The sequence below is a fragment of the Chloroflexota bacterium genome (assembly GCA_011322445.1).
Lineage (GTDB): Bacteria > Chloroflexota > Anaerolineae > Anaerolineales > DRMV01 > DRMV01.
In genome coordinates, this window is sequence record DRMV01000024.1 from 1 (window position 1) to 12,397 (window position 12,397).

11 protein-coding genes are annotated in these 12,397 nt (G+C 63.8%); 7 read left to right on the forward strand and 4 right to left on the reverse strand.

Annotated elements, in window-relative coordinates; all coding sequences use genetic code 11:
* The 7 genes from ENJ54_04470 to asd all read left to right on the forward strand — a co-directional run.
* Window positions 1-169, forward strand: a 169-nt coding sequence (locus tag ENJ54_04470; GenBank protein HFC09099.1) for a transporter substrate-binding domain-containing protein, incomplete at its 5' end; no start/stop codon positions are given.
* A gap of 137 nt (window positions 170-306) precedes the next feature.
* The gene (locus ENJ54_04475) at window positions 307-1,179 is read left to right on the forward strand and encodes an amino acid ABC transporter permease (protein ID HFC09100.1); all 873 of its coding nucleotides are present in this window, start codon (window positions 307-309) and stop codon (window positions 1,177-1,179) included.
* Window positions 1,180-1,428: 249 nt separating this feature from the next.
* Entirely contained in the window at window positions 1,429-2,430 is a 1,002-nt protein-coding gene (gene hisG / locus ENJ54_04480; GenBank protein ID HFC09101.1) for an ATP phosphoribosyltransferase, read from the forward strand.
* On the forward strand, window positions 2,427-3,869 hold the full coding sequence (gene hisD / locus ENJ54_04485) for a histidinol dehydrogenase (protein ID HFC09102.1): 1,443 nt from the start codon (window positions 2,427-2,429) through the stop codon (window positions 3,867-3,869). The genes hisG and hisD overlap by 4 nt, the downstream gene beginning before the upstream one ends.
* Complete coding sequence (gene hisC, locus ENJ54_04490; GenBank protein ID HFC09103.1) at window positions 3,866-4,975, forward strand: histidinol-phosphate transaminase; 1,110 nt, start codon at window positions 3,866-3,868, stop codon at window positions 4,973-4,975. Before hisD ends, hisC begins: the two co-directional genes overlap by 4 nt.
* 71 nt (window positions 4,976-5,046) lie before the next feature.
* Complete coding sequence (locus tag ENJ54_04495; GenBank protein ID HFC09104.1) at window positions 5,047-6,456, forward strand: aspartate kinase; 1,410 nt, start codon at window positions 5,047-5,049, stop codon at window positions 6,454-6,456.
* A gap of 93 nt (window positions 6,457-6,549) precedes the next feature.
* Window positions 6,550-7,662: an aspartate-semialdehyde dehydrogenase gene (gene asd, locus ENJ54_04500; protein ID HFC09105.1), complete on the forward strand. Its 1,113-nt coding sequence runs from the start codon at window positions 6,550-6,552 to the stop codon at window positions 7,660-7,662.
* On the opposite strand, the gene ENJ54_04505 is transcribed toward asd, so the two are convergent.
* From ENJ54_04505 to ENJ54_04520, 4 genes are all read right to left on the reverse strand, one after another.
* Window positions 7,649-8,380 (reverse strand): ABC transporter ATP-binding protein, encoded by a 732-nt coding sequence (locus ENJ54_04505; GenBank protein ID HFC09106.1) that lies wholly within the window; start codon window positions 8,378-8,380, stop codon window positions 7,649-7,651. The genes asd and ENJ54_04505 overlap by 14 nt on opposite strands.
* A gap of 375 nt (window positions 8,381-8,755) precedes the next feature.
* Window positions 8,756-11,287 carry an ABC transporter permease gene (locus ENJ54_04510; GenBank protein HFC09107.1) on the reverse strand — a complete coding sequence of 844 codons (2,532 nt, stop codon included), beginning with the start codon at window positions 11,285-11,287 and terminating at the stop codon, window positions 8,756-8,758.
* A 34-nt stretch (window positions 11,288-11,321) separates the two neighbouring features.
* Complete coding sequence (locus tag ENJ54_04515; GenBank protein HFC09108.1) at window positions 11,322-11,564, reverse strand: hypothetical protein; 243 nt, start codon at window positions 11,562-11,564, stop codon at window positions 11,322-11,324.
* A 195-nt stretch (window positions 11,565-11,759) separates the two neighbouring features.
* Complete coding sequence (locus ENJ54_04520; protein HFC09109.1) at window positions 11,760-12,212, reverse strand: hypothetical protein; 453 nt, start codon at window positions 12,210-12,212, stop codon at window positions 11,760-11,762.
* Window positions 12,213-12,397 lie beyond the last annotated feature (185 nt).

A 12,397-nucleotide genomic window follows, 5' to 3' on the forward strand; every position in this document is an offset into this window, starting at 1 on the left:
AAACCAGGGCAAACTCAAAATCCTCGGCCAGTTGACCTCCGATGAGCAACTCGGCTTCGTCTTCCCGCCCGGAAGCCCCCTCAAGGATGCCGTCAACGCTGCGCTTGAATCCATGAAAGCCGATGGCACCCTCCAGGCCCTCAACAAAAAATGGGGGCTGACCCAGTAATCGTATTTCCCCAATCGCGGGGCGAGAAGGCCTTCTCGCCCCGCGACGCTTTTCGCGAGGCCCATCGCCCTGTTCGGCCGTGCCCGTCAGGGCGATAGGGGCTTTTGCTCATCCAACGACAAGCCAAGGAGCCGCCAATGCCGGAAGAAGCCCCTGCCGTTGTAAACGAAGAACGCCGCCAACAAGGCATCATCCCGTGGGATAAAGTGCCGTGGTGGGTTGTCATTTTGCTCGCCCTGGGGTTGTTCCTGACCTACCTCATCATGGCCAACCCCCAATACCACGACACTTTCAATTACCTGCGCTCGGGTGTGGTGATGACGTTGCGCATCACCTTCTCAGCCTATATCTTTGCCGTATCTGCAGGTTTGCTCATTGGCCTGGCCCGCACCTCAAAGAACAAGGTCATTTACACCATCGCCACGCTATATGTGGAAATCATGCGCGGCATCCCCATGGTGGTGCTGATGCTCTACGTCGCCTTTGCCTTGGTCCCTGCCACGGTGGGCCTGATCAAATCCTTCGGCGCGTGGGGCCTGGCCCACACCCAAAACGCTATTCTGACCGACATCTTCACCGCTTTCAGCCATGCCACCCCGCGCGACCTCCCGATGGATGTGCGCGCTATCATTGCCCTGGCAATGGGTTACGCAGCCTTCGAAGCCGAAGTTTTCCGGGCAGGCATCCAATCCATCGGCCGCGGACAAATGGAAGCCGCCCTTTCGCTGGGCATGAACTACTTCCAGGCCATGCGCTTTGTCATTCTGCCACAAGCCGTCCGTCGGGTGTTGCCCCCCCTGGGCAACGACTTTGTCGCCTTGCTCAAAGACTCCTCCCTCGCCACCGTGCTGGCCGTGCGGGAAATTACCCAAATGGGGCGGTTGCGGCGGGCTTCCACTTTCCGCGTGATGGAAACCTTCAATGTGGTCGCCTATCTTTACCTCTCCATGACACTTTTCCTCTCCGGCCTGGTGCGGCTGCTGGAACAAAAGATGAAAATCAAAGAATAAAACGCCGCGCGCTGGACTTTTTTATCCCCTTTTTATCTCTCTGACCACTGCCTGTGTTATAATACCGCCATGCTGTCCATGACTTACGCGCTGACCACCATGCATCATCACGGTATGATGACTACCCCCGCACCGGGTGGTGGTTAGTGCACGCATGGGCACAGGCTTTCCCGTACCTGCTTGGCACACCAACCACCCCCGGCATTCAACCGGGGGTTTTTCGTTTATCCCCATGCATGAGGTGTTCCCTTGACCCAACGAACCGATATTCGCCTCTCCCTTCCTTCCAAAGGGCGCTTAGGGCAGGCCGCACTGGATTTCCTGGCCGAGGCCGGCCTGCGGGTAAACAAACCCAACCCTCGCCAATATAGCGCGACCATCCCGTCTTTACCCAACCTCACCGTGCTCTTTCAGCGTGCGGGCGATATCGTCGTCAGTGTGCGCGACGGCAGCGTGGACTTCGGCATCACCGGCATGGACCTGGTGGCCGAAAAGCGCGGCGAAAACGGCCACGTGCTGGTACTCCACGACGCGCTGGGCTTCGGCCACAGCACCCTCACGCTGGCCGTACCCGAAGATTGGCCAGTGCAAAATCTGGAAGACCTGCGGGCTTACGCCGCACGCCTGGCACACCCACTGCGGGTGGCAACCAAGTTCCCCAACCTCACAGCCACCTTCCTGAAGCAGCACGCCATTCCCCATCGCCTGATTTGGGCTGAAGGCACGCTGGAAACCGCACCGGCCATTGGCTACGCGGACATGATCAGCGATCTGGTTTCCAGCGGCCAAACCTTGCGCGACAACCGCCTGCGCCCCCTTGCCGATGGTGCGATTTTGCCTTCCCAGGCCGTGCTCATCGCCAATCGGGGAGCCCTGCAAACCCGCCCCGAAGTGCTGTCTGTCGCCCGCCGCCTGCTGGAATACATCGAAGCCCACCTGCGTGCGCAGGAAAACCTGCTGGTGATTGCCAACATGCGCGGCGAAAGCCCGGAAGCCATCGTGGAGCGCATCTTCAGCCGCCCCACCATCGGCGGCCTGCAAGGCCCCACCATCAGCCCGGTGTATGTGCGCGACGGCAGCCCGTGGTATGCCGTGACCATCGTGGTGCGCCGCGACCAGTTGCCCGACGCCATCGCCGACCTGCGTGCCATCGGCGGCAGTGGCATCATCGTCACACCGGTAACCTACATCTTCGAAGAAGAGCCGCCACGGTATAAGGCGATGTTGGAAGCACTGCAAAATCAGGAATGAGGAATGGCGAATTGCGAAGCGTTTTCCGCCATTCGCAATTCGCCATTCGCAATTTGCGTGAAGGAGCGTTCCCCGTGCTACGCATTTACAACGCCACCACCGCCCAACGCACTATCTTGCGCCGCACGCCGCCCGACGAATTCCCCGTGAGCGAGCGGGTGCAGCAGGGCATTGCCCAAATTTTCGGCGAGCCGCTGACGCCGGAAGAGGCCGTGGCGCGCATCTTGCGCGATGTCCGCGCCCGCGGCGACGTCGCGCTGCGGGATTGGACACACAGACTGGACGGACTGGATTTGGACGCGTTCGCCGTGCCGCGAGAAACGTGGCAACGCGCGCTGGACACCCTCGCGCCGGACGTGCGGGCAGCCCTGGAAGCCGCGGCCGAGCGCATTCGCGCTTTCCACCAGCGCCAGCCCCTGACCTCGTGGCTCACGCAGGAAATGGGCGGCACGGTGGGGCAACTCATCCGCCCCATCCCTCGCGTGGGGCTGTATGTACCCGGCGGCACCGCGCCCCTGCCTTCCACGGTGCTCATGTCCGCCATTCCCGCGCGGGTGGCTGGCGTGCCGGAAGTGGTCGTCGTCACGCCGCCCCATCGGGAAAACCCGCCCGAATTTGGCTATGCGAACCCCGCGATTCTGGCCGCGTGCGCGCTCGCGGGCGTGGACGCGGTTTACACCCTGGGCGGCGCGCAGGCCATCGCGGCACTGGCTTACGGCACCGAAAGCATCCCCCCGGTGGACAAAATATTCGGCCCCGGCAACCTGTTTGTCACCTTAGCCAAGCGGCGGGTGTTCGGCGTGGTGGGTATCGATGGGCTGGCCGGCCCCACCGAAACCGTGGTGATTGCAGACGAAAGCGCCAACCCCGCGTGGGTGGCCGCGGATTTGCTGGCCCAGGCCGAGCACGATTTCTTAGCCTCAGCGATTTTGCTCACCCCCTCTCGCGTGCTGGCCGAGGCCGTGCAGGCCGAAGTGCAACGCCAAATGGCAATGCGAAGCCGCGCGGACGTCATCGCGGCTTCCCTAACGCACCGCGGCGGCATCGTGCTCACCCGCGATCTGGAAGAGGCTGTGGACTTAGCCAACACCTACGCGCCCGAACACCTCGCGCTCTCGGTACGCGAACCGTGGCGGCTGGCCGAGCGCGTGGTCAACGCAGGCGGCATTTTCCTCGGCGAACATTCCTACGAGGTGCTGGGCGATTACGTCGCCGGCCCCAGCCATGTGATGCCCACGGGCGGCTCTGCCCGCTTTGCCTCCCCCTTGAACGTCTGGGATTTCGTGAAAATCGTCAGCCTGGTCGCGCTGGATCCCGCCACCGCGTCGGCTTTGGCCGCCCCCGCGGCTACCATCGCGGACGCGGAAGGGCTGGACGCCCACGCCCATGCGGCGCGGGTGCGGCAAAAACAGCGGATTGTGAAGAGGAAAACCGCATGACCAAGCCCCTAACTTCCCCCCGCCCCCACCTTGCCGCGCTGCCGCCCTACACGCCGGTGCTGCCCTTCGAGGTTCGGGCAGCCCAACTGGGGCGCGCGCCTGAGGCTATCGTCAAACTGGACGCCAACGAAAACCCCTACGGCCCCTCGCCGCTGGCGCGCCGCGCCCTGGCAGACCTGCGCTACGCGCACATCTACCCCGACCCGGAAAGCCGTGCGCTGCGGCAGGCGCTGGCTGCGTTCACCGGCGTGCCCGCAGAGCACCTGCTGGTCGGTGCGGGTGCAGACGAACTCATTGACCTGCTCATGCGCGTGATGCTGGAACCTGGCGACAAGGTGCTGACGTGCCCGCCTACCTTCGGCATGTACGCCTTCGATGCCCGGCTGAACGCGGCGCAAATTGTGGAAGTCCAACGCCTTCCTGACTTTGCCCTCGACCTCGACGCCATCCGCCGCGCCGTGGAGGAACATCGCCCCAAACTGCTCTTCCTCGCCACGCCCAACAACCCCGACGGTTCGCTGCCTTCCCCCGAAACCTTAGCCGCTCTGCTGGACTTGCCCACGCTGGTAGTGCTCGACGAAGCCTATATCGAGTTTGCCGACGAGGCCCTGGGGCGCCACACGAGCCGCATCACGCAAGTGCCGCGCCGCGACAACCTCATTGTGCTGCGCACCTTCAGCAAATGGGCGGGGCTGGCTGGCCTGCGGGTAGGCTATGGTGCGTTCCCGGCCTGGCTGATGCCCACCCTCTGGAAAGCCAAACAGCCCTACAACGTCAACGTTGCGGCGCAGGAAGCCGCCCACGCCACCCTCCACGACCTGGAAGAGCGGCAACTGGTGGTCGCTCACCTGCGCTACGAGCGGGAACGCCTCTATCGCGGCTTGCAGGCCATTCCCTATCTGGAGCCCTACCCCAGCCACGCCAACTTCATCCTCTGCCGCGTGGTCGGGCAGGATGCCGCAGCCCTACGCCAGCGTTTGGCTGAGGAATTCGGCATCCTCATCCGCTACTTCGCCAAACCCGGCCTGGAAGACCACATCCGCATTTCCGTAGGCCGCCCGCAGGATACCGATAGCGCGCTGGAAGCGCTGCGATTTGCAATTTAGGCTCTGCGATTGGCGCTCGACAAACACCCGACACTCCGCCCCCCGACACTCGACGCCCGAAGGAGTTCCCCATGCCCAATCCTCTCATCCTCAAATTCGGTGGCACTTCGGTTGGCACGCCGGAAGCCATGCAGCAAGCAGCCCGCGTGATTTCCCAAACGCGCACCCAGCATGGGCCAGTGGTGGTGGTCACGTCTGCGCTCAGTGGCGTCACCGACCGGCTGTTGGCGGCCACGCGCGCGGCCGCGCGAGACGGGCACAACGGGCAAAGCCGCGCCCAGGCTACAGAAGCCATTTACGCAGCCCATCAGGCCATCGCCGCGGCTCTGCTGCCGCCGGAACGCCGAGCATCCGCGCTGGACGCGGTGCGCCAGCGGGCGGAGACCTTCCGCCGGTTGGTGGAAGCCATTGCAGTATTGGGCGAAGTGACCCCGCGAGCCTACGACGCGGTGGCTTCCCTGGGGGAGCGTATGAGCGCCCCTCTGCTGGCCGCAGTGCTGGAAGCCCAGGGCACCCCCGCCCAGGCAGTGGACGCGGCAGAACTGATCGTTACCGACGCGACTTTCCAAAACGCGCGTCCCGATCTGGAGGCTTCCACACCAAAGATGCGCGCGGTGCTGGAGCCCCTCTTGGAGCAGGGCATCACGCCAGTGGTCACCGGCTTTATCGGTGCAACGCCTGAGGGCGTGACCACGACCCTGGGGCGGGGAGGCAGCGATTACACCGCCGCGCTTTTGGGCGCGGGTTTGGGCGCGGCCGAGGTATGGATTTACACCGACGTGGACGGCGTCATGAGTGCGGATCCCCGCATCGTGCCCGACGCCCGCACTTTGCCCCGGCTTTCCTACCGTGAGGTCGCGGAACTGGCCTATTTTGGCGCCAAAGTGCTGCACCCCAAAACCATCCGCCCCGTGGTCGAGCGCGGCATTCCCCTGCGGGTGCGCAACACGTTCAATCCTGATGGCCCCGACACGCTCATCGTGGCACAGGCTCAAACCGTGGCCGGCACCATCAAAGCCGTGACCCTGATCCGCGACCTGTGCCTGCTCACCGTGGAAGGCCGCGGCATGTTAGGCGTTCCCGGCGTCGCGGCACGCACCTTCGGCGCGGTGGCAGGCACCGGCACCAGCGTCATCCTGATTACCCAGGCTTCTTCGGAACAAAGCATTACCTTCGCGGTGCCTACCCGCGCCGCCGAAAAAGTCGCCGCTGCCCTGGAAAACACTTTCGCCGCCGAAATCGCTCGCCGAGACATCGACCGGGTGCGCTTGTTGCCTTCCGTGGCTATCGTCACGGTCGTTGGGACAGGCATGCAGCAAACCCCCGGTGTGGCCGGGCGCATTTTTACCGCGCTGGGCAACGCAGGCGTCAATGTGCTCGCCATCGCGCAAGGCTCTTCGGAAGTGGCCGTGAGTTTCGTCGTGGAAGCCGAAGAGGCAGAAGCCGCGATGCGCGCGGTGCATGGGCTGACGAGGGCATAATAGCGAGTTGCGAATTGCGAGTTAGGAAAGTCAGGAAGGTTAGGCAAACAACCAGGTAACCAGGTAACCCATCACCAATCCCCGAGGTTCCCCATGTCCCCAATTCCTCCGTCCCCAAATTCCCAATCCCCAATCCTCCCCTCCGCCCCCATCCCCGTCGCGATTTTAGGCGCGACGGGCACCGTCGGCCAACGCTTCATTAGCCTGCTCGACGGCCACCCCTGGTTCCGCGTGGTGGCCCTCACCGGCTCGGAACGCCGCGCCGGGCAGCGCTATGGCAAGGCCGTCCACTGGCTGCTTTCCAGCCCCTTGCCTGCCTGGGCTGCCGGGATGCCGCTGCTGCCCACCGACCCCGCCAGCCTGAACGGCGTGGCCCTGGCCTTCTCGGCCCTACCCAGCGACGTGGCCCGCGAAGTGGAACCCCAACTGGCCGCGCGGGGCATCTGGGTGTGCTCCAACGCCTCGGCCTTCCGCCGCGAGCCCGATGTGCCCATCCTGATGCCCGAGGTCAACGCCGACCAAACCGCCGTGCTGGAAATCCAGCGCCGGCGCCGCGGCTGGAAGGCGGGCATCGTGACCAACTCTAATTGCACCAGCAGCGGCATGACCGTGACGCTCAAAGCATTAGACGACGCCTTCGGGCTGGAAAAGGTGTTCGCCGTCTCCATGCAGGCCATTTCGGGCGCGGGCTACCCCGGCGTGGCCTCGCTGGACATCGTGGGCAACGTCATCCCCTACATCGGCGGCGAGGAAGCCAAGGTGGAATGGGAGCCGCGCAAGATGTTAGGGAAGGCCATCCCCGAGGGCATCCGGCTGGCCGACTTTCGCATTTCGGCGCACACCAACCGGGTGCCCGTGGTGGATGGGCACACCGTAGTAGCATCGGTCGCGCTGCAACGCAAGCCCGCGGGCGTTGAAGAAGCCATCCGTGCGCTGGAAGCCTACCAACCGCCAGCAATCGCTCGCGGCCTGCCTTCCACGCCTGCGCCGGTCATCGTGGTGCGCCGCGAGCCAGACCGCCCCCAACCGCGCCTGGACGCGTTCACAGGCCGCGGCATGACCACCGTGGTGGGGCGGGTGCGCTCCGACCCGATTTGGGATCTGAAGTTCGTGGTGGTTTCCCACAACACCGTGCGCGGCGCGGCTGGCGGCGCGGTCTACAACGCCGAGTTGCTTGTGCGTCAGCAGTGGGTCAAGCCCCGGTAAGGCGGGGCGTCGCAGTCTCCCCCTGAAGTTCCACCACGCGTCCATCGCGCAGGCGGATCACCCGGTCGGCGCGGGCGGCCACCTCATCGTCATGCGTCACCAGCACCACGGTGAGGCCGTATTCCTTGCGCATTTCGGCGATCAGGCGCAGCACCTCTTCGCCAGCGCGGCTGTCCAGGTTCCCCGTCGGTTCGTCGGCCAGAAGCAGGGTGGGGCGGTTGACCAGCGCCCGGGCCAGGGCCACCCGCTGCTGCTCGCCGCCGGAAAGTTGCCCCGGCAAGTGGTTCAGACGCTCGCCCAGGCCCACGCGTTCCAGCAATTGGCGGGCGCGCTCTTCCACATCAAAGCCGGCGCGGCGCTTGTAGGGCAACAGGGGGAGCATCACATTCTCCAACGCGGTCATTTCCGGGATGAGGTAGAACATCTGGAAGACGAAGCCGACGTGCTCCCGGCGGAAGTCGGCCAGAGCATCGCCCCGCAGGCTGCGGACGTCGGTTTCCAGCAGGCGCAATTGCCCCTCGGTGGGCGTGTCCAACGTGCCCAAGAGGTGCAACAGGGTGCTCTTGCCGGAGCCCGAGGGCCCCTGGATGGCGACGAACTCGCCCTCGTCCACGCTCAGGCTGACGCCGCGCAGCGCCTCCACCGGCACGCCGTCGCCGTACACCTTGCGTAAGTTTTCCGCTTGAATGATGCTCATGGTTGACTCCTTGTACTTCATCCACCGATTGACACCGATTTTCACCGATTTGGAAACCACAGAAAACACAGAATCCTACAGAAAACACAGAAGTTGTTATTTCTGTGCCCACTGTGCCTCCTCTGTGTCTTCTGTGTTTCTCTCATCAATCTGCGCTAATCTGTGTAATCGGCGGTTTTTTACCCACCGATTGACACAGATTTTCACCGATTTGGTTGTTGAAACCGCAGATTGCGCAGATTACGCAGAAAAATCTGTACGCCAAGGGCCCAAGGGGTTAACGCCAAGACGCCAAGAAAGCAAAGAGCGCAAAGAAATTTCTGTGTTCTCTGTGCCTCCTCTGTGTCTTCTGTGTTCCTCTCCTCAATCTGTGTAAATCTGTGTAATCTGTGGTTTCTATTCTCCACGCAACACCTGCGCCGGGGGGATGCGCGCCGCACGGCGGGCAGGCAGCCACGCTGCCACCACCCCCACCAGCCCCGGCAGCGCCACCCCCATCGCCAAAAGCCAGCCCAGCCCACGCGGGCTCGCCGCATACATCGCCCAGAAGGCACCCCAGCCCAGCAGGCCGCCCAATAGCCCACCCAAAACCCCGCTCAGCCAGCCTTCCCGCAGCACCACCCCGCGCACCGCGCCTTCCCGCCAGCCCAACGCCCGCAGCAGGCCGAATTCCTCGCGCCGGCTCGCCACCTCCGCGCTCAGGTCGTTCCCCGTCAGCAGCCCCGCCAACAGCAGCGTCAGCCCCACCATCAGCCCGTGCTCCGGCCCCAAATGCAGCAGGATGTACTGCCCCAGCAGCGTCGTCCGCAAATACGCCTGCCGATCCACCAGGATGGCCGCCAAAAGCACCACCAGCCCCCCGGCCAGCGCGTTCGCCAGCAGCACCGCCAACGCCCGCCGCGGCCGCCGCCGCCAGCCCGTCAGCGTGTAGCCCCACAGCGAACCCACGCCGCCGCGGCTCTTCTGCTTCTTTTCCCCACGCAAGCCCCCCATCCGCAGCACCGCCACCGGCGCCATCCGCACCACGCTCAGCGCTGCAGGCGTGGCCCCCAGCCCAAAGGCCGCCAACATTCCCACCGGCACCACGGCATACGCCCACCACGGCAGCGGCGCATGGCCTGCCGCCAACGCCGCCCCCCACGCGGCCAGCGCGCCCACCGCCGCACCCGCCGCCACCGCCAGCAGGTACGAGCCCACCGTCTGCCGCACCACCCAGCCCGTGCGCCAGCCCAACGCCTTGCGCAGGGCCAAGGCCTGCTGTTCCCGCGCCAGCATCAGCCAGCCCTGATGCACCGTGTACAGCCCCGCCACCACGGCCAGCAGCGCCAAGAAGAGCCACTGCCCTAAGTTGATGCGCTCCTGATAGGCCGTGGTCACGCCCTTGCGAATCCAGAATTCCTGCACCGTGCCCATATCGGGCACATCCACCAGCACCGGCGTGGGCGAGGAGCCTACCATGATGTCCACTTCTAGCCCGGTGCGGCGGTGGATTTCCCCGGCCACGGCTTCAATCTTCGCCTGCGCGGCAGGGGACATGGCTTCAATGCCCGCCACGCGCACCCGCACCGCGCTGATGCAGTCCTCGCGGCCGAGCACGGTGCAGACCGCGTCCACGGTGGTGAGGGCCAACGGCGGCGGCTGCAGGTAGCCCGCGGGGTTGAGGGTGGGGTAGAGCGGCTTGGGTGGGTTCACCGGCCGCCCCTGGGCGTCGGCGACCAGGAGCGCCGAGGGCGGGTAGTAAGTTTCCAGCGGTACTCGGTTCACATCGCTGGGGCGCGGCAAACGGCGGATGTCAATCACGCCCATGGCATAGAGGCTGAAAGGCTTGGTGGCCTCCATGTGGACTTGGCGGAAACGGGGGAAAACGAAAGCGGCCTGCCCGAAAGGGCGCTGCAGGCGCAGGTGAGGCATCGCGTCGGCGGCGGTTTCCCCTTCCGCCGTGTAAAGCATGGGCTGAGGTTGGGTGACTTCCTGCCATTCTGTGATTGTGGGCGTTCCTTCAATCGCGTGCCCCGGCCATTTTCCCCCAAAGGCGACGAACAGCGAGCCGACGATTTGGTTGTAGACCGTCTCCGTATCCCACGAGCGCTGCCAGAGCAACGAAGGGGCAAAGCGGGCCAGCGCCTGCTCGGGCGGGAGGGCAAGGATTTCTTCTTTGCTGGCATCCTCGGGGAAGGCATACAGCGCCGCGCGGGGCGTGTAGCGGATGTAGGGGGTCTGGTTCAGCCAGACGGGAATGATGGCCTTCTGCTCGCCAGAGGGCGATTTTTTGTACCGAATGGGGGCATTCTGGAAGGGTTTTCCCGAGACCACCGTTTTGTCCAGCCCCACCAGATGGCTTTCGGCCTCCGGGTCAATTCCGGCGATGGTGAGGGGAAAGCGCAGGTCAACCCTCACCCCGCGCTGCGGCGAAGCCTGCCAAAAGCCGCTCCAGCCCAGGTTCAGGGCTTGCTGGGGTGGCATTTGAGGTCGCGGCTGGCTCGTTTGCTGGACGAGGACGTACATCGTCCAGCGTTCCTTGCCTGCGCCGCTATCCGCGATGTCTTCTTCCTGCAGGAAGAAAAGGGTGCCTTCCTGCCGCGCGGGCAAGGGTTGAGTAAAAGCCACGACAGGCTGTGTAACGCCCAGCGGGGCCATGGGCGCGGCCACTTCCACTTCGGGCAGCGAGGCAATGGTGCGCCATTGGGCAATGGTGATGCCTCCGTAGGTGCCGGCGAGGTAATTGGCCGGCACCAGCCCGAGTTGCCGCTCGCTCGGCCAGTAATTGGCCTTGGGGCGCACCAAAATGTCGTACGTGGTGCGCCAGGTGTGGGCGGTAATGCGCCGGGTTTCAAGGCCGATTTGCCGTGAGGAGGCGACCAAGAAGATGCCCAGAAAACTGAGCAGAAAAGCCCCTAACAGCGGCATTATGGCGCGGTTGCGTCGCATAGGTTGCCCTCCTTGCCCTAAGTTCAGAGGCTTTTCAGGCGCTACCGGCGGAGCCGGGCGGTGTTTGGCCCCTCGCTGCAGCTTGAGCGCCCTGTTGCAGCCAATAAAGCCATGCCGTGCCGGGGAAGAAAAAGAGGAAGAAAAGCCAGAGCGACGGTTTGCAGGTGGGACGACGCAGAATTTCATTTGCCATCGCGCCCAACCACGCCACGAGGGTGCTCCAAAGCACCGCTTGCGCCAAAAGGAAATTTACGCTAACGCCGTATTTCAAGAGCATGTTGCCTCCCTGAGAGCGAAAAGCGCAGTTTATGAAAAATTACACACGAAATTCGTTACTTCGGCAGTTCGTTACTTGGCTGCCTGGTTACCTGGTTGCTTGATTTTCTAGCCGCCTCGGGCGCTCCCCGATTGCCGAATCCCGAATTGACGCATCCCAGATCACCATTCAAGTCGCGCCAATCTGTGGTTCCCTTCACCCGCGCGCTTTCAAAACGCCCCACAAGTTCAGCAAAAACAGCAAATCCAGCGTAAGCCCGGCAAAGTGGGCAGGGCCGACGTGCAGTTCAAAGCGCCAGACGGGCCTCAGCAGAGAGAAGCCCCAAAGGGGCTGCATCAGCGGCGGGAAGGTTCCCAGCAAGAGCAGGCCGGTGAGCAAGGTCATGAGGCCAAAAGCCCAGCGCGAGGCCGAAGCCACGGCGCTGCGGAAAGCCACAAAAGCCCCCAGCCAGAGCGCGGCAACGGCCAAAGCCAGGAGCCACATTTGAGTGGCGAAAGCAAGGCCACGGAAAGTGCGCCGCACTTCCTGCGCGGCCTGCATTCCCCCAAAATCGGCAGCCACAGCGGCCGCCAAAGCCACGACATTGAGCAACATCCAGCCCCAGGCGGCTTTTCGGGATGCGGTGGGAGAAACTGAAGTTGTGGCCATAAAACCCCTCCCTGGTCAAGGCCAGAACGACTACTTTCATTTTAGAGTCTATCCGAAAAAAGCCAAATCGTGCACAATGGAGGCAGCAGCGAATAACACAAAGGCCAAATAGTTTTCCGGTTTTTTGCACCAACGGGTGCGTACACTCCGGCGTTTCACCAGCCAACTTAGGGTGCGCTCCACGA

Coding starts and splice junctions, on each gene's coding strand:
- ENJ54_04520 (HFC09109.1), bottom strand. CDS start 12,212: ATGGCCACAACTTCAGTTTCTCCCACCGCATCCCGAAAAGCCGCCTGG.
- hisC (HFC09103.1), top strand. CDS start 3,866: ATGACCAAGCCCCTAACTTCCCCCCGCCCCCACCTTGCCGCGCTGCCG.
- ENJ54_04495 (HFC09104.1), top strand. CDS start 5,047: ATGCCCAATCCTCTCATCCTCAAATTCGGTGGCACTTCGGTTGGCACG.
- ENJ54_04505 (HFC09106.1), bottom strand. CDS start 8,380: ATGAAGTACAAGGAGTCAACCATGAGCATCATTCAAGCGGAAAACTTA.
- ENJ54_04515 (HFC09108.1), bottom strand. CDS start 11,564: ATGCTCTTGAAATACGGCGTTAGCGTAAATTTCCTTTTGGCGCAAGCG.
- hisD (HFC09102.1), top strand. CDS start 2,427: ATGAGGAATGGCGAATTGCGAAGCGTTTTCCGCCATTCGCAATTCGCC.
- ENJ54_04510 (HFC09107.1), bottom strand. CDS start 11,287: ATGCGACGCAACCGCGCCATAATGCCGCTGTTAGGGGCTTTTCTGCTC.
- ENJ54_04475 (HFC09100.1), top strand. CDS start 307: ATGCCGGAAGAAGCCCCTGCCGTTGTAAACGAAGAACGCCGCCAACAA.
- asd (HFC09105.1), top strand. CDS start 6,550: ATGTCCCCAATTCCTCCGTCCCCAAATTCCCAATCCCCAATCCTCCCC.